The 16,639-nt window shown below is 32.1% G+C and carries 18 protein-coding genes; 17 read left to right on the forward strand and 1 reads right to left on the reverse strand.

Features of this window, described 5'->3' with window-relative positions:
* Positions 1–22: 22 nt before the first annotated feature.
* From eutS to HALSA_RS05090, 5 genes are all read left to right on the forward strand, one after another.
* The gene (eutS, locus tag HALSA_RS05070; protein WP_013405535.1) at positions 23–367 is read left to right on the forward strand and encodes an ethanolamine utilization microcompartment protein EutS; all 345 of its coding nucleotides are present in this window, start codon (positions 23–25) and stop codon (positions 365–367) included.
* Between the two features lies 1 nt (position 368).
* Positions 369–803, forward strand: a complete 435-nt coding sequence (locus tag HALSA_RS05075) for a EutP/PduV family microcompartment system protein (protein ID WP_013405536.1) — start codon at positions 369–371, stop codon at positions 801–803.
* 26 nt (positions 804–829) lie between these two features.
* Complete coding sequence (locus tag HALSA_RS05080) at positions 830–2,098, forward strand: S-methyl-5-thioribose kinase (RefSeq protein WP_013405537.1); 1,269 nt, start codon at positions 830–832, stop codon at positions 2,096–2,098.
* Positions 2,099–2,137: 39 nt separating this feature from the next.
* Positions 2,138–2,785: a phosphate propanoyltransferase gene (pduL, locus tag HALSA_RS05085; RefSeq protein WP_013405538.1), complete on the forward strand. Its 648-nt coding sequence runs from the start codon at positions 2,138–2,140 to the stop codon at positions 2,783–2,785.
* 164 nt (positions 2,786–2,949) lie between these two features.
* Positions 2,950–3,351, forward strand: coding sequence for a DUF2177 family protein (locus HALSA_RS05090; protein ID WP_013405539.1), 402 nt, complete (start codon positions 2,950–2,952; stop codon positions 3,349–3,351).
* Positions 3,352–3,433: 82 nt separating this feature from the next.
* Here HALSA_RS05090 and HALSA_RS05095 read toward each other — a convergent pair whose 3' ends face one another.
* Positions 3,434–4,195 (reverse strand): hypothetical protein, encoded by a 762-nt coding sequence (locus tag HALSA_RS05095; protein WP_013405540.1) that lies wholly within the window; start codon positions 4,193–4,195, stop codon positions 3,434–3,436.
* Between the two features lie 152 nt (positions 4,196–4,347).
* On the opposite strand from HALSA_RS05095, the gene HALSA_RS05100 reads away from it, so the two are divergent.
* From HALSA_RS05100 to HALSA_RS05165, 12 genes are all read left to right on the forward strand, one after another.
* Positions 4,348–4,899: a Spy/CpxP family protein refolding chaperone gene (locus HALSA_RS05100; RefSeq protein ID WP_013405541.1), complete on the forward strand. Its 552-nt coding sequence runs from the start codon at positions 4,348–4,350 to the stop codon at positions 4,897–4,899.
* Positions 4,900–5,131: 232 nt separating this feature from the next.
* Positions 5,132–5,656, forward strand: coding sequence for a hypothetical protein (locus HALSA_RS05110; protein WP_013405542.1), 525 nt, complete (start codon positions 5,132–5,134; stop codon positions 5,654–5,656).
* Positions 5,657–5,925: 269 nt separating this feature from the next.
* Positions 5,926–6,960, forward strand: coding sequence for a TIGR00341 family protein (locus HALSA_RS05115; protein WP_013405543.1), 1,035 nt, complete (start codon positions 5,926–5,928; stop codon positions 6,958–6,960).
* A 590-nt stretch (positions 6,961–7,550) separates the two neighbouring features.
* Complete coding sequence (locus tag HALSA_RS05125; protein WP_013405544.1) at positions 7,551–8,303, forward strand: hypothetical protein; 753 nt, start codon at positions 7,551–7,553, stop codon at positions 8,301–8,303.
* Positions 8,304–8,423: 120 nt separating this feature from the next.
* Positions 8,424–8,714: a DUF2325 domain-containing protein gene (locus HALSA_RS05130; RefSeq protein WP_013405545.1), complete on the forward strand. Its 291-nt coding sequence runs from the start codon at positions 8,424–8,426 to the stop codon at positions 8,712–8,714.
* A 146-nt stretch (positions 8,715–8,860) separates the two neighbouring features.
* Positions 8,861–10,186 carry a radical SAM/SPASM domain-containing protein gene (locus tag HALSA_RS05135; protein WP_013405546.1) on the forward strand — a complete coding sequence of 442 codons (1,326 nt, stop codon included), beginning with the start codon at positions 8,861–8,863 and terminating at the stop codon, positions 10,184–10,186.
* Between the two features lie 83 nt (positions 10,187–10,269).
* Positions 10,270–10,590 carry a hypothetical protein gene (locus HALSA_RS05140; RefSeq protein WP_013405547.1) on the forward strand — a complete coding sequence of 107 codons (321 nt, stop codon included), beginning with the start codon at positions 10,270–10,272 and terminating at the stop codon, positions 10,588–10,590.
* Positions 10,591–10,851: 261 nt separating this feature from the next.
* Complete coding sequence (locus tag HALSA_RS05145; protein WP_013405548.1) at positions 10,852–11,634, forward strand: polysaccharide deacetylase family protein; 783 nt, start codon at positions 10,852–10,854, stop codon at positions 11,632–11,634.
* Between the two features lie 74 nt (positions 11,635–11,708).
* Positions 11,709–12,581, forward strand: coding sequence for a damage-control phosphatase ARMT1 family protein (locus tag HALSA_RS05150; protein WP_013405549.1), 873 nt, complete (start codon positions 11,709–11,711; stop codon positions 12,579–12,581).
* A 70-nt stretch (positions 12,582–12,651) separates the two neighbouring features.
* Positions 12,652–13,296, forward strand: a complete 645-nt coding sequence (locus HALSA_RS05155; protein WP_013405550.1) for a cobalamin B12-binding domain-containing protein — start codon at positions 12,652–12,654, stop codon at positions 13,294–13,296.
* A gap of 286 nt (positions 13,297–13,582) precedes the next feature.
* Positions 13,583–14,896 carry an AraC family transcriptional regulator gene (locus tag HALSA_RS05160; RefSeq protein WP_013405551.1) on the forward strand — a complete coding sequence of 438 codons (1,314 nt, stop codon included), beginning with the start codon at positions 13,583–13,585 and terminating at the stop codon, positions 14,894–14,896.
* Between the two features lie 154 nt (positions 14,897–15,050).
* Positions 15,051–16,595, forward strand: a complete 1,545-nt coding sequence (locus tag HALSA_RS05165) for an FGGY-family carbohydrate kinase (protein ID WP_013405552.1) — start codon at positions 15,051–15,053, stop codon at positions 16,593–16,595.
* The last annotated feature ends 44 nt before the right edge of the window (positions 16,596–16,639 follow it).

Genomic DNA, 16,639 nt, shown 5'->3' on the forward strand with positions numbered 1-16,639 from the left:
GTTTTAGTCCGGAGGAGATATTATGGCAAAAGAAAAGGAAAGAGTAATCCAGGAATATGTTCCTGGTAAACAGGTGACAATGGTTCATTTAATTGCTCATCCTACTAAAGGCCTTTATAAAAAAATTGGTTTGAATGAAGAACATGAGGCCCTCGGCATTCTAACCATAACCCCAAGTGAAGCAGCCATAATTGCTGCAGATGCTGCCAGCAAAAATGCTGATGTTAAAATAGGTTTTATTGATCGTTTTAGTGGTTCCCTTGTTATCAGCGGCAAGGTATCAAGTGTAGAATCTGCCTTAAAAAATATATTAAATTTATTAGAACACGTGCTTGGTTTTGATGTAACCAAGATAACGAGGTCTTAATATGCAAAAAGTTATTCTCATGGGGGGAACAAAGGCAGGTAAAACAACCCTGCTTGAAGTTCTTAAAGGTAAGGAATTTAGAGAAATTGATACAAGAACACAGAGTCTGGAGTTCGAAAATAAAGCCATTGATACCCCAGGCGAATATATTGAAAACAGACATTATTATACAGCTTTAATTTCTGCTGCTCAGGAGGCTAAGGTAATTGCCCTTGTTGCTGATGCTACTGCAGATCAGTATTTTTTTCCACCAACATTCGCCTCTATTTTTTCCAGACCGGTAATCGGTATTGTAACCAAAATAGATGATGATGAAGCAGATGTTGAGTATGCAAAAGAAACCCTGGAAATGGCAGGTGTCAGTAAAATATTTTTAACAAGCGCAGTTAGTAGAGAAGGTTTAGAAGAACTTGCCGAGTATTTAGCAGAAATATAATTTTTCGTTGATCTGGAGGCGATTTAATGGAGATAGACGGTTTTTTAGATGAAAAAACAGCCCTTAAATATATTAAAGAAGAAACAGAAATATTATCTGATGCAGAAAAAATCAATGTTAAAATCATGGACTCCAACAGCCTCAGTTTTGATGGACTGGCCAATAATTTGCTCGTTATAGGAGATGAAAATACAAAAAAACGCTTTATTCTCAAACAGATGCTGCCATATGTAAGGGCAGCTATCCAAGAGAGTGATTTAAAAATATCTCTACCTGAAGAGAGAATTTATTCTGAATACTGTTCCCTAAAACTTTTTAAAGGTATCTGTCCTGATTATGTGGCAGAAGCCTATTTTTTGGATGCAGAAAATAATATTATAATTTTTGAATATATAGATGATATGGAGCTTTTAAGAAGTGAATTTATCAGGCAAAACAGACATGAACATCTGGCTGAACAGATAGCTATTTTTCTGGCCAGAATTCACTTTTTTACTTCAGGCTTTTTTTTAGATAAAAAAACACTAAAGGATCTGCAGGATTTCTTTGCAAAATCTGACTCAGTTAAATCCTGGGATAAATTCATTTTCACCGGCTCTATACTTGAAGCAGAAGATAAGCAAATGAATCCCTATCTGGAAGAGAAAATAACTGAATTTAGAGAAGATGAAATTGTCAGAGAAAAGGTAAAAGAAATCAGAGCTATATTTATGAACAAAAAAGAGTCGCTAACTCATGGTGACTTTCACACCTCAAATATTTTTATTAACAAAGAAAAAATTATGGCTTTTGATACTGAGTATTCTAATTACACTCCGGCCTCTTTTGACTTAGGAAGACTTTTGGCCAATGTAATTTTAAATTATGCTTCTTTAATTTCTAAAGATTACAGTCAGGATAAGAAAGAATATCAGGTCTATCTTTTAAACTTAATTGAGGCTATATTTAATCATTATCAAAAAGAATATTCAAAACTGCTAAAAAAGCACTGTAATTATGGGCAGCAATATCTTGATGATTATTTTGATAATTATTTATTCGAATTAATCTCGCTTATTGCCTGTACAATTATTACCAGGATTTATGATGGTGGTATCTGTCTGGACTTTGCACTAATTGAAGATTTAAAAAAGCGAGCTCTTGGCCAGGAATTTATTATAGATCTTGCTAAAATACTTTTAGAAAAAAATAAAGAATTTAAAAATATTGAAGCGGTCACAGAATGTATTTCTAATTTTGCAGTTGAATTTCAGTTGACTAAAATAGTTGAAAATACTCTGGCTGAAATAACTTAAGCTGTGAAAAATATAAAATTATTAAAAAGAGGTGGTTTAATGTCCAATCCAGAACTCAGACAAAAAATAAAAGAGATAATTGCAGAAATGAATCTAGGCGAAAAAAAAGAAGAAAAAATAATTCCCATCGAAGCATCAGGAAGACATGTTCATTTAAGTAGAGAAGATGTTGACCGCCTATTTGCAGAGGGTTATGAGCTAACTCCTAAAAGAGAGCTTTCTCAACCGGGACAGTATTTAGCTGAAGAAAAGATAAGATTAATTGGGCCCAAAGGAATTATCGAAAGAGCTGCTATTTTGGGACCTGCCCGCTCAGATACTCAGGTAGAACTTTCAAGAACAGATGCCGTAAAATTAGGTATAGATCCACCTTTAAGATTTTCAGGTAATGTAGAGGGTAGTGCTTCTATCTTTTTAGGCTCTGCAAAAGATATAGTTAAACTTGAAGAAGGAGTAATAATAGCTAAAAATCATATACATATGCAGCCTCAGGATGCCGAAAGACTTGGAGTAGAAGATGGAGAAAAGGTCAATGTAGAGGCTATGACCGAAAGACCCATTATCTTTAAGAATGTTTTGATCAGGGTTAATGAAGCTTACAGGTTAAGCATGCATATCGATTATGATGAGGCAAATGCCTGTATGCACAAGCCTGGAGATAAGGGAAAAATTATAAAATTAGATTAAAAATTAGAGTTAATTATGACTGGATAAAATCCAGTCTTTTTTTTATTCTACAATAATTTTAAAAAATAATTTTTAAAAAAGAGGATTTGAAAGAATTATTTAGAATTATCTAATAGAAATGATAATTATTATTAAGAAATAATTCTTGAAAAGGAGGTTTTAAATTGTTATATTTAAAAAGTTATTTAATTGCACTTGTTATTTTCTTTGGCATAGATATCATCTGGCTGGGAACAATAGCTCAGGACTTATATCAAAAACATCTCGGCTTTTTATTAAAAGAAAATTTTAATATGACTGCTGCAGTAATATTCTATTTATTTTTTATTGCCGGCCTGGTCTTTTTTGTTATCAATCGAGCTCTTTATTTATCCAGCTGGCAGTATGCCCTTTTTGCAGGGATGTTCTTTGGCTTTATAACTTATGCTACCTATGATATGACAAATTTAGCAACAATTAAGGATTGGCCGGTGATTATTACGGTAATTGATATAGTCTGGGGTTCTATTTTGTGTGGTGCAACTTCATTATTCACTTATTTAGTTATTAGCCATTTTAACTTGTAAAAGCAAAAAAAATATAAATTCAAAAAAGAGGTCCAGAATATTCCGGACCTCTGCTTAATTTAAATAATAAATATTTTTAAGGTTAATTCAACAAATCACTTAAATCTATAACTATGTCAAAACTTATATCTATGCCATTATCTCCATTATCCTTATCATCAGTTTCTTCTTGATAGCTATCCTTAAGTTGATTATAAACTGTATCTCTAGAGAGCTGTCTACCTCTACCATCTTTTTCGATTGTCCTACCGGTATTTAAATCTTCATAATAATAGCTATATCTATTATTCGCATAATGAACACTTAGTTTTTCGATCATATTTCTATCACGGTAATAGTAATCATATTTTTGATTTTTTATTTCGATTTCTTCTTCAATTCCACGAGCTTCATTATAGTAGCTGTAATCATAATTATGTCCTCTTACCCTTACAGTTTCTATTCCACCCCTATATTCGCGCTTTCTATCATAATTTTTGCTGTCAAGTGGGGGTAAAAGCCTCTGTCGTCTGGGATGTCTCAGACGGATTAAAGAATCTTCAAATATTACGTTTGGCAGCCAAAAATTATGGTGATACTTTTCTAAACTGCCTCTTTTTCTGGCAATATTTCTTAATTCATGTTCGTCTAACTTCTGACCTGAATTACTATAATAATATAATATTAGGCTGATATCTTTACTGTTAAGGCCTAATCTGGCCATATATTCTAAATCATCAGAATCTAAATCATTATAAACTCTAATTAATAATTCTTTATCAAAATCATCCAGTGAAACAGCAGCAGCTGTAACAGATAGCAAAAAGATTATTATAAGAGTTAAACTGAGAACTTTTTTAGGCATAAATAACACCCCTTTCAATATCTTTATTATACTTCTTAACAACAAAAAAAGCAAAGTAAATTATATTATTTACTAAAATTCATATTCTCTTCATATTTGCCCTCTATAATGAACTCAGAAGTTAAAAAACAACAAATAAGGAGTGGAAATTAATGAAAAAAATATTAACAGGAATTTTAGTACTCACATTTTTAATTACAGCTTTTGTAGGAATGACTTATGCACAAAGACCTATGGACAGGGCAAATCATGATCAACAACAGGGTAGTATGCATTTTGCCCAGCGAGGATCTGGCATGGGTTATCAGGAGCTTGATTTAACAGAATCTCAAGTTGATAGAATGTCTGAACTGCGAGAAGAATTTTATAACGATACTTCCGAGTTGAGAGAAGAGTTAAGAGCTTTAAACTGGGAAATGAGAGATTTAAGGTTAAAAAATGCTTCTAATGCAGAGATTGGTGCAGTTCAGGATGAAATAGATGTTATAGTTTCTCAATTAAATGAAAAGCGGTTGGAAATGCAGGAAAACATGCATAACTATTTAACTGATGAGCAGCTTGCTTTAATAGAAGAGGCCAGAAGTGATTTTCAGGGACGCTTTGGCGAAAAAGGTTCTAGAACAAATAGAGGATCTTCTTCAAGCACAGGCAGATTTCATCAGAGAGGAAGTAGAGGCAGTTTTGGTTTTGGCTGGTGTCACTAATTCATTAAAATAATATTTTAGCTTAAAATAAATTGATTTTCATGATATACTCCCTTTCGTAGAGGGAGTATTTTTTTGCCTATTTATTGGTATTTTTTTATACTACTGGCAGGATTACAGGCTTAGATATTGAATTTAATAATAAGACTAAATTTAGTTTCAATTTTTTTACTTATAAAGGTTCTATTTTAAAATTGGCATTAGAAAAATATTATTGGAAGTTGGTGGTTAGATGGAAGATATTTATAAATACAATAACTATAAATTTTTAGAAAAGATATATACTCCAATTGGGGTTGTAATGGCAGGATTTTTACTTCAGTTTTTTTATCCGGTAAGTGGTTTTTACCAGAGAATTTTAATATATTTAATTTATCTCTCAGCAGTATTACTTTTTGTTTTTGATGCGGTTCCAGTTATTATCAGCACCTATCATGCCTGGAATAAGGAAGTTATACTCACAAATAGGACCGTAATAGTTAAAGGTGATGATCATCTTGATACCAGAATAGTTAACCGCAGTGATATCAATAAGATAGTTTTTAGAAGTCTAAGGGGAGAAGATGTAGAAATACCTCACTACAGAAAACTGGAAGATATAGACGATGATATTTATGAATTACCGGGCAGAAAATTTGTGATAGATTATGATTCAGATACCGCAGAAGATAATCTTGTTATTTATTTAGAACTTCTACCAGAGGAGTTTGTAGAGGAATTTATTAAATGGTATCAGGCCGATGTCGCTTTAAAATAATTATTTAACCTCATTGAGATTATTCATATTTATCTTAATGAGGTTTTTGTCTTTGCCTGGCATTAATATTTGTTGGTCAGTGAAAGTCTGATGCAGGAATTAAAAAGATTCTGAAGAAATATAAACTTGAAAGCAGAACATAAGCTGCTGCTACCAAAAGTGTTAATTTAATGGCAGCTTATTTACTATATTAACTGAACAAATTAATCTTGATTAGATTCACAATAACTAAATTTAGATATAAATGCAAGAAAGGCTGTGATTATTTTATGTTAAGAAAGATTGAAATTGTTCTGCCTGTTGATGAGACTGATAAATTAAATGAAATTCTGGAGGATTACAAAGTTCTGGATAGATATAAAATTTCTCTACTTGAAGACCAGGCACTCTATTTAATCACCCTAAATGTTGAAAATAGTGGACCTTTATTGGATGAGCTAGAAAAGAAGCTGGCTTTTGCTGAAGGTTTTAGATTAAATATGCTTGAGGTTGAGGCTACTATTCCAGCTGTAAAAATGGATGAAGAAAATGATAAAAACAAAGAGGACAAGGCAATTACAGATGAAGATTCTGAGGATAAGCAAGAAGAGAAAAATAATACAACTAAAGGTTTAAGCCGGCAGGAACTTTATGCTGATATCTCTGATTCTATAAACTTAAATAGCAATTATATATTGATGTGTCTCCTTTCGGCTATTGTTGCCTCCAGTGGTGTTATGCTGGATAATGTTGCTGTTATAGTTGGTGCCATGGTAATTGCCCCATTACTGGGTCCAAATGTCGGTATGGCTCTAGCCTCAACCCTAGGAGATATGGAATTAGGCAAGAAAGCTTTTAAGGCATCTTTATATGGTGCCGGAGCTGCTCTCATAGTTGCTCTAATAGCTGGATTAATTTTAAGTCCTGATAGCTGGCCCCATGAGGTTTTAAGCAGGACCAGTGTTGGCTGGGGAGATATTACTCTGGCTCTGGCCTCAGGAAGTGCAGGAACCCTGGCCTTTACAACTGGAACCTCTGGCGCTGTAATTGGAGTCATGATTGCTGTGGCCTTGATGCCACCCCTGGTGGTTGTTGGAATATTATTAGGAGCAGGGGAGTTTTTTATGGCTGGTGGTGCTTTAATGTTATTTATCTCAAATATAATCTGTATAAATTTAGCCGGAGTTTTAACCTTTATCTATCAAGGGATTAGGCCTTTAAACTGGTGGGAAGAAAAAAAAGCTGAAACTTCAAGGAAGTACAGCCTTTTTCTCTGGATAGTTTTATTGACTCTATTAATTATCGGAATTCAGTTTATTCAATAGGAGATCAGATCTATATCAGAAGCAGAAAAGCGCCCAAAAGGACTTCTTTTTAACTTTACATAGCCAATAATGAATGTGCTAAACTCAACAAATATAACTGTTAGCCATATTCCACGGAGAGGTTCACTAATTACGGTTTCCCATAATTCCCTTGCAGCTTCTCCATTTCTTTCAATAACTCTAGCTAATCTTATATCTCTAGGGGTGTCTAGCCAAATTTTAAAATCATAAAACAATTCCAATCAACTCATTAAATTCTATAATTAAATAGCTGGCAACTTAAAGTTCATGAGGACAAGTTGAAAACAACTCTTATCTCAGGACGATGTAGTCTTAAAACAACACAGTAATGGTTATTATTACTGTTATGACAGTGTTTATAACAAAAAATATTGTTGACAAAAAAATAATAATAGTATATAATATATTTGAGATTGAGAATCGTTTTCAATTAAAATATAAATAAAGAGGAGATGATGCTGTTAATAGATGTTATTTTTTTTAGTATATATTACATAAATATCTAAAATTGTTATATTAAGGCTTTGAGTTTTAAGTTAGTTTTTTTAAAAAAAAGGGGTGTTATATTAATGTTTAAAAAGAAATATCTAATTATTTTTGCTTTCACTGTATTGCTGGTCAGTCTTTTCTCAGTTTCTGCTCTGGCTCACTGCGTCTGGGTGGAGCTTCCAGCCCAAACTTCTCTAAATGAAGAATTTGAAGTTTATGCTTACTATGCAGATCCGGATGATCCGATGGAAGAGAGAGATCAAACAGAACTTGAGTTATATATTATTGATTACAATGGAGAAAAACACGATTTGGATTTAAGTGAACAAAGTACATATTATAATGCATTTGCCGAATTATCAACTGCAGGAGAATATAATTTTATTCTTGAGAGGGAGCCCAACAGATACCGCTTACAGCAGATTAGAGACTTCGGGAAGGCAGTAACTCTGGCCGGTAATAGTTTAAATTATTCATATGAGCCAGCTGGGATTCCTTTAGAAGTACAGCTTGTAGAAAGCAATACTATTAATGAGCAGGAAGTAGAAATTGTTGTCGAAGTTTTATATGAGGGTGAAGTAATAACTGATAGTGATATAGAACTATTTCAATCCCTGGAAAAGGGTTTAATAACCGAAGCTGGAATGGCTTATGAAGAAATTGCAGATGTAGAAATTTCTGAAGATGGCAGAACTACCTTTGCTATCAATCCAGAATATAATTATGTTTTTGAAACAGATTATCATGTAGATGCCGATCAGGTAGAAGATACTGGCTTTTTTATTAGGGAAGTAAGATTTAGATCAACACTATTTTTACCTGCCGCTCAATAATATAAGAGGTATTTAAAAATATTCAATTAACCCTCCATTAATCCGGGGGGTTAATTAGATTAATAGCTGTTAAATATTTTTTTAACTTAGTTTATACATAAAGTAGAGAGGAGTTTTAATATGAGTATTATGATAGTTGGTGCAGATAATTTAGGTTCAATTGAAAACAATGTTAGAAAACTCGGTTTTGATCAAATCACTCATCTTCCGGGAAGAAAAAAATCTAAATTCAGGAATTTTAATATTCCCGGAGAGGTAGATGTTGTCTTAGTAATGACTGATTATATTAACCATGCAGTTATGAAAAAAGTCAAAAGAGCAGCAAAAGCTAAAGACTTAAATGTTATCTATGCTCGCAGAAGCTGGGCTGCTATTTATAAAAAACTGCAGAGAAAAAGAATTGTAAATTAAAAAGTTCTAGTTATTAATTTGAAATCTCCAGTGATTTCTATTGAAAAAAATAGATTTAAAAATTTTTGAAAAATAAAAGGATAAATATTGTAGGCCGCGAATAGAAGGTTATAATAATTAAAAACAGAGAGGGGGAGTGAAAAAGGATGTCAAAATGGAAACTGTCTAAATATACAGTAGTTTTTAGATGTGAATCCGGTGATGCGATCTTTCATAACAGTTTTATGGGTGCAATAGCTGTAATCCCCTCTAATGAATTTTCCAGGCTAGAAGAAGATCTTTATCAAGAGATTGATGAAAAAGATTTTGCAGATAATTGCTTAAAGGAGCTTTGTGAAAATGGATTTTTCTTTCCCAGCCAGATCGATGAAGCAGACTTTGTAGAGAAAATTTTAAAAAGAGAAAATAGATCTAAGAACTTAGATCTTGTTATACTCCCTCATGAAAATTGTAATTTCAGGTGTGATTATTGTTATGAAACCCATCAGGGTGGTATTATGGAAACAGAAATTGTTGAAGGCCTTAAGTTGTTCACCTATAATAAAGTTGCAGAATACAGCAGCCTTAATACCAGGTGGTTTGGTGGGGAACCTCTATTAGCAAGGGATATTATCTATCAACTGTCGGACTCTTTTCTGGAAAGCTGTGAGCGAGCGGGAATTCCTTATAGTAGTCATATGACAACCAATGCCTATTTATTAACGCCAGAAGTAGTAGATGAACTTTTAAAGCGAAAGATCAATAAATTTCAAATCACTTTTGATGGTCCTGAAATTATTCATGATAGTACAAGGAAGTTAGCAGGAGGCGGGAAGACCTTTAAAGTGATTCTTAATAATTTATTAGCGATGAAAAATAGGGATCTTGATTTTTATGTTTCGCTGAGAGTTAATTTTAATAATGCATCTTTAGTATTAATGGAAGATTTGTTTCGATTAATTTCAGAAAATTTCGGCAATGATCCCAGGTTTGGTTTATATTTTAGACCGATTGGCAAATATGGTGGGCCAAATGATGAAAAGCTTGAAATCTGTCAGCCGGAGTATGCCAAACTAATTGAAATGGAACTTACTGAGGAATACAGTCAGTTTGGTTATTTAGATAAGTTAGTTAAAAAGAGTCTGCAGCCTCATGGTCAGGTCTGTTATGCTGCAAAGGAGTCTTCTCTGATCATTGGTGCTGACGGAACTATTTATAAGTGTTCGGTGGCTTTTGAAGACCCGAAAAATCATGTCGGTAAATTAAAGCCTGATGGCACAATGGCAATTGATAAGTCGCGTTGGAATTTATGGGTAGCCAATGAAGATAGTGAAGCCAGCAAATGTATTTCATGTCCGGTCAAGCCAATCTGCCAGGGCAAGTATTGTCCAAGATATACTATTCGAAAGAAGGAGCCTATCTGTGCTATGAAGGCAAAAGAGTATGAGAAACTAGTTCAAATTGCCAGCAGTTATGATGGAATGCTCCTCTAAGTTTTTAGGGGGTGATTGCTAAATTAAACAATTGTTAGGGCATTAACTATTGGGCCGTTTAAAGTTTAAAAGGAGGAAATCTGATGGATAAGAAAAAGTTACAGGATATTAAAGAAGCTAAGAAAAAAATAGTTGAGGGTTCATTGACTATCTGGAATGCCAGGTTAGATGCTTTAGCAGAAAGAGGAAATATTAGAGATTTAATTAATTATATTGGTGGACCAGTTGTTGATGATTCCTGGACAAATATTTGTGGTTGTCCCGAGCCTGATTCTCCTGTTTGTTTTTGTTCATGTCCACCTGACAATTCTGAAGATCTTTATTATCATATCAACGAAATGGGAAGAAAGATTAATCTAATTTTAGAGAATATAGATGATCTAAGGAATAACTTTAAAAAATAAGAAGATAAAAGAAATAAAAAAAGCTTAAAAAACTGAAGATTGATATTTATTCACCTGCTAATAGCAGGTTTTTTTTGCTTAAAAATTTATTTAATTAACTAATTGTACACTAATAAATTGCAGGACAAGCTGTAGTTTATCTTGAATTATAAAATAACGAAAATTTTTTAAAAGCATTACAAAATCAAAATTATACTTCACCTGCCAATTATGATAACTATAAATATTTAATTTTATATATTCACAGACTGGAGGATAAAAATGAATAAAAGATTAATATTTTTCTTATTAATAATAATATTATTTGCTTTAATAATAGGAGATAGTGGATTAGCTGCAGCAGAATATCCCAAGTTATATAATTATTTAGAAGGCTCAGAAGAATTTAAAGAAAATGTGGAAAGACAGGCTGTAAAGTATGCTGATACTTTTCATTTAAGTGCCAGGACTGAGGAAAAAGTGGTAGCACTTACTTTTGATGATGGCCCTCATCCTAGCTACACTGAGAAAATTTTAGATATTTTAGATGAATATGAAATAAAAGCCAGTTTTTTTATGATTGGAAATAGGGTTGGGAGATATCCCGGACTTGTAGAGAAAGTTGCTAATAAAGGTCATTATGTAGGCAATCATTCTTATAATCATCCTAATTTAAGTAATATGAAGGATGAAGCTGTATTTGCTGAAGAAATATATCCCACTTCAGAAATTATAGAAGAAGTTACCGGTAATTATCCTAAGATAATTAGACCACCTTATGGCAGTATTACAGACTCTCAAATAGAGTATTTAAAAGAAGAAAACTGGCAAATTATTAACTGGTCTGTTGATACTTTTGATTGGAAAAGTGAATTAAATGATCCGCAGCAAATGTATGAAGAAATAGTTAAACATCATCATCCAGGAATGGTTATTTTAATGCATGATTCAAGTGGAGGCAGTGGAAACGGTTTAGAGATGCTACCTCAGTTAATAGAAACTCTTCATGCTAAAGGATATGAGTTCGTAACAGTTAAAGATCTATTATATCTATATAATAATTGAGGATAAGAAGATTTAGAGCATCGTTTTCTCAGATTTGATGCTCATGTTTTTAAAAGAATTGGAGGAGATAAGTTATGAATTTTGGTTTTGAATGTTATTCCTGTATTTTACGGCAGGGTTATGAAGCAGCTACAATGGTTACAGATAATGATGATGTGATCAGGGAAATATTGTCTGAAATATGCTCTGAATTAGCTAAACTTGATCCGACTATTAGCCCACCAGAATTTATTGCAATTGTTCATCAGATAATAAAGAAAAAAACAGGTGTAGAGGATCCCTATGCGAAGATTAAAGCCAAAAACATGAAGACTTCTTTACAGATTTATCCTAAGGTTGAGAAAATTGTCAGTAATTCAGATGATCCACTTTTAGCTTCTTTAGTGATGTCGGCAGTTGGTAATTCTATTGATACAGCTGTTGGTTTGGAAGTTGATATTGTTAAAAATATAGAAAAATCTCTGCAGACAGGACTTAATTATTCTGATTATGGACTTTTAAAAGAAGAGCTTGATCAGGCAGATAATGTTCTGATAATTGCAGATAATACTGGTGAGGCCGTATTTGATAGATTATTACTGAAAGAACTTAATAAACTAGATATGAAGATAACTTATGTAGTAAGAAGTAAAGCTGTATTAAATGACATAACAATTAGAGATGCAAAAAAGTTAAACATTGATTCAATGGCTGAAGTAATTGAAAGTGGTACCTTTACTCCAGGTGTTATTTTAAGTCAGTGCAATGATAATTTTAAAAATATTTACTACAATTCAGATCTAATCATAAGCAAGGGCCAGGGTAATCTGGAAGGCCTTAGCAATGCAGGGGAAAATATTTTCTTTCTTTTAAAAGCCAAGTGTAAATTTATAGAGTTTATTTTAAAAAATGGTATAGAAAAAGGAGATTTAGTATTGATTAAAAGTGATAAAATTTCTGAGAAATAATTTCTGTTGAGCAGAACGATTAAATATTAATTAATATACTAATTTATTATATCAATAAGGAGCAAAAATCATGGAGACATTTAACACATTATCTATTAATCTGCAGAAGGGTAATATTAAAAAAACTAAAAATATAATAATTAATGCTTTAAAAGAAGGATATAAACCTGAAGAATTACTGAATAAAGGTCTTTTGCCTGCTATGGAAATAATAGCTGAAAAATTTAGAAAAGATGATATTTTTATACCAGAAGTTTTAATATCTGCAAGAGCTATGAATGCTGCTTTAAAAATTTTAAAAAAAGAACTTATTAAAACAGATTATAAAGCAAAAGGAACTGCTGTAATTGGAACTGTTGAAGGTGATATACACAATATAGGTAAAAATATTGTGAAAATCATGCTTCAAAGTAAAGGTTTTGAGGTTTATGATCTTGGTACTGATGTGACACCAGAAAAATTTACAGAAGCTGTTAAAAAATATCAGCCAGATTTACTCTGTATTTATGCTTTATTGACTACAACAATGCCTGTTATGAAAAAAGTCATTGAAAGAATGGAGGTGGAGGATCTTAGGGAAGATTTAATTATCATGATTGGTGGTGCTCCAATTACAGATAATTTTCGTAATATTATTCATGCAGATTTATATGCCGCAAATGCAGCAGATGCAGCTGATAAAGCGGAAAAGATATTAAAAAGTAAAAGAAAATAAAGATTGGTTTAATACTCTATTTTCAGAAAATTATGAAAATAGAGTATTTTTTAAACTGTTTAATATTTTACAAAAATTTATTGAATATTACAATAAATATATTGAGAACCTAACTATAATGTAATTATGGTAAATGATATCGCTAATTTTTGAGAGCGAGCTTAAAACTAAAAAAGATGATATTTAATCAAAGCTTATATTGAATGTATACAATTATTCTTTAATAGAGAAAATTAAATATCTTTAAATTAATACAACAAATATCTTAAAAATAAGGATGAATAAAATGAAATTTAAATCTGACAAAGATGAAAAATATTTAAAAGAAATAATTAATGATTATACATCTACAAGTGGTATGAATGTCAATGCTTGCAAGATAGATAACTCTGAAATAGTTAAATGTATTAAATGCAGTGAGCTGAGAAAAGAATATAAATTTTGCAATCTTGTCCATGAATTAAGCAGTACTGAAAATAATAATAAAGATATATGTACTAATGATGATTGTAAAAATACCTGTCTTTATGGAAGTCTTCAAGCAGAAAAACTTGGTAAAGAATATATTTATTTTTGTCCTTTCGGATTAGTAAAATGGACAGTACCAATTTTAGTTGATGGGGAAATGAATTATTTTCTTTCCGGTGGTCCTGTTTTAATGCATTCTATAGATGATTTATTAATAGAAGATGTGATAAGTAAAAATAAAAAATTAGAACCAAAAGTAGATGAAGTCAAAAAGTATCTTCAAGAATTTGAAGTAGTAAATACTAAACGGGTAAGACATCTGGCAAGGGTTTTAAGAATGCTTGCAGAAAGTCTGATGACAGATGAAAATCTTCGGCGGGTTAGAGAAAAAATGAAAATTAATGAAGATAATGCTGCAGTCGCAGAATTTGTGGGAGACTTCAAAGAAAAGAATGATGAATATTTGTATCCACTTAATAAAGAGAAGAAATTGATTTCTAAAATTAAAATTGGAGACAAAGATGAGTCACGTAAAATATTAAATGAAATTTTAGCTTATATATATTCAAAAGAAAATAAGGGATTTCAGATGACAAAAGTACGAATAATCGAGCTGATTGGAGTGCTTTCAAGAACTGCTGTTGATGTAGGTGCAGATTTAGAGATTATTTTTGGTTTAGAATATGAATATTTAGAAAAAATAAATCAAGTTAAACAAATTGATAAACTTTCAATTTGGTTGACAAAAATAGTTGAAAGATTTATAGAGTGTACTATTTCTATCAAAAATGTAAAAAATAGAGATTTAATATATAAAAGTATGGATTATATAAGAAATAATTATTCTAACAATATTTCTCTTAAAGAAGTAGCACATCAGGTTGGATTAAGCCCAAATTACTTAAGCTCATTGTTTAAGGAAGAAGTCGGTATGACTTACAATACTTATTTAAATAGAGTTAGAATTGAAAATAGCAAAAATTTATTAAAAAAAGGATATTCACTAGTAAAGGTTGCACATATGGTTGGATTTAATGATCAGAGCTATTATTCAAAGGTCTTTAAAAAAATAGAAAAAACCTCACCTGGTAAATGGCAAACGGGGCAGAAGATTAACATCTATAGAGGTTAGTAATTATTAATCTTAAGAAGGGTGGAGATATATAGGAGAATAATAAGGATCTTTAGTTAGGTAGTGTTGATTGTATAGTTGGATTCATATAACTAGTGTTAATTTTCATTGTAAATTTTTTTAAAATTTCTAAAATAGAAGGAGTGCAGATAATATGGGGAAAAAATATGTATGTGGAATTGATAATGGGACAACTGGAACAAAGGCCATGATATTTGATTTGGAAGGTAATGTAGTAGGTAGTGCTTATCGTGAATATAAATGTGAATATCCTAATCCAGGTTGGGTAGATCAAGATGCAGATGTGCTCTTTAATGAACTCTGTAATGCTGTAAAGTCTGCTGTACAGAACTCGGGAGTTGAAAATAAAGATATAATTTCTGTTGGGCTTTCAACACAGAGATGTACTATGGTTCCGGTTGATAGTGATTGTAAACCTATACGTAAAGCAATTTCCTGGCAAGATAGGCGTCCAACTAAAGAATGTGATTGGATAAGGGAAGAATTTGGAGCGGATAGATATTACAATATAACAGGACTACCTGTAGATACAACTTGGGCATTACCTGCTATTATGTGGATTATAAATAATGAAAAAGATATATATGATAAGACGGATAAATTCCTGTTAACTCAAGAATATATTTTACATAGATTGGGGGCGAAATCTTATCCAGAAGATTGGTCAAATGGATCACTTTATGGTCTCATGGATATTGAAGAATTTGAATGGAGCACTGAACTTTTAGAAGCCACTAATATTTCAATAGATAAGTTACCTGAATTAGTACCGTCTGCCAAAAAAGTTGGGAAAATTGATAAAAAAGCTTCTATATTAACAGGTTTGGCTGAAGGAACTATTCTGGTTACTGGTGGTGGAGATCAGCAGTGTGCAGGAGTTGGTGCAGGAGTAATTAAAGAAGGTCTGGCAGAAGTTACCTTAGGAACTGCTGGGGTTAGTCTCTGCTTTATGAATGAGCCCAATAAAGATCCAGATGGAGTTATGCCCTGTTCTGCTCATGCAGTACCTGGTAAATGGGAATATGAAGGACTGCAGATGGCTGCTGGAGCCTCACTGAAATGGTATAGAGACAATTTTGCAGATTTAGAAAAACTTATGGCTGAAAGAGTAGATATGGATCCATATGAGTTCATTAATATTGAGATTGACAAAGTTCCAGCTGGTTCAGATGGACTTATCTTTTTACCTCATTTAGCTGGTGCAGGTGCTCCTATCTGGAATCCAATTGCTAAAGGTGTTTTGTTTGGTCTGACATTATCTCACACCAGAAATTCCATCGCTAGAGCAATTATGGAAGGTGTATCGATGGAAACTAGACAGATATTAGAATCCTTTGAAGATTTAAATTTAGATCTAAAAGAGATTAGGATTACTGGTGGAGCAACTAAATCAAATATCTGGAATCAAATGCAGGCCAATATTTATGGTAAGCCTGTTGTTCCATTAGTTGTTGGTGAAGCGACTGTTCTTGGTGCTGCTTTATTAGGAGCAGTTGGTGCAGAATTATTTGACGATATAGAAAGTGCAGTAGAAAGCATGGTAAGAACTGAAGGCGTATTTGAGCCTGATGAAGAAATTCATGAACATTATAATAAAATATTTAAATTGTATAAAAATATTTATAATAGTTTAGCTGATGGAAATTCTTACGAGAAAATGTCAGATATCATGAATTAAAGAAGATTTATATAACTTTCAGATTAATTAATATAAAAAAGATT

The sequence above is a fragment of the Halanaerobium hydrogeniformans genome (genome assembly GCF_000166415.1).
Classification (GTDB): Bacteria; Bacillota; Halanaerobiia; order Halanaerobiales; family Halanaerobiaceae; genus Halanaerobium; species Halanaerobium hydrogeniformans.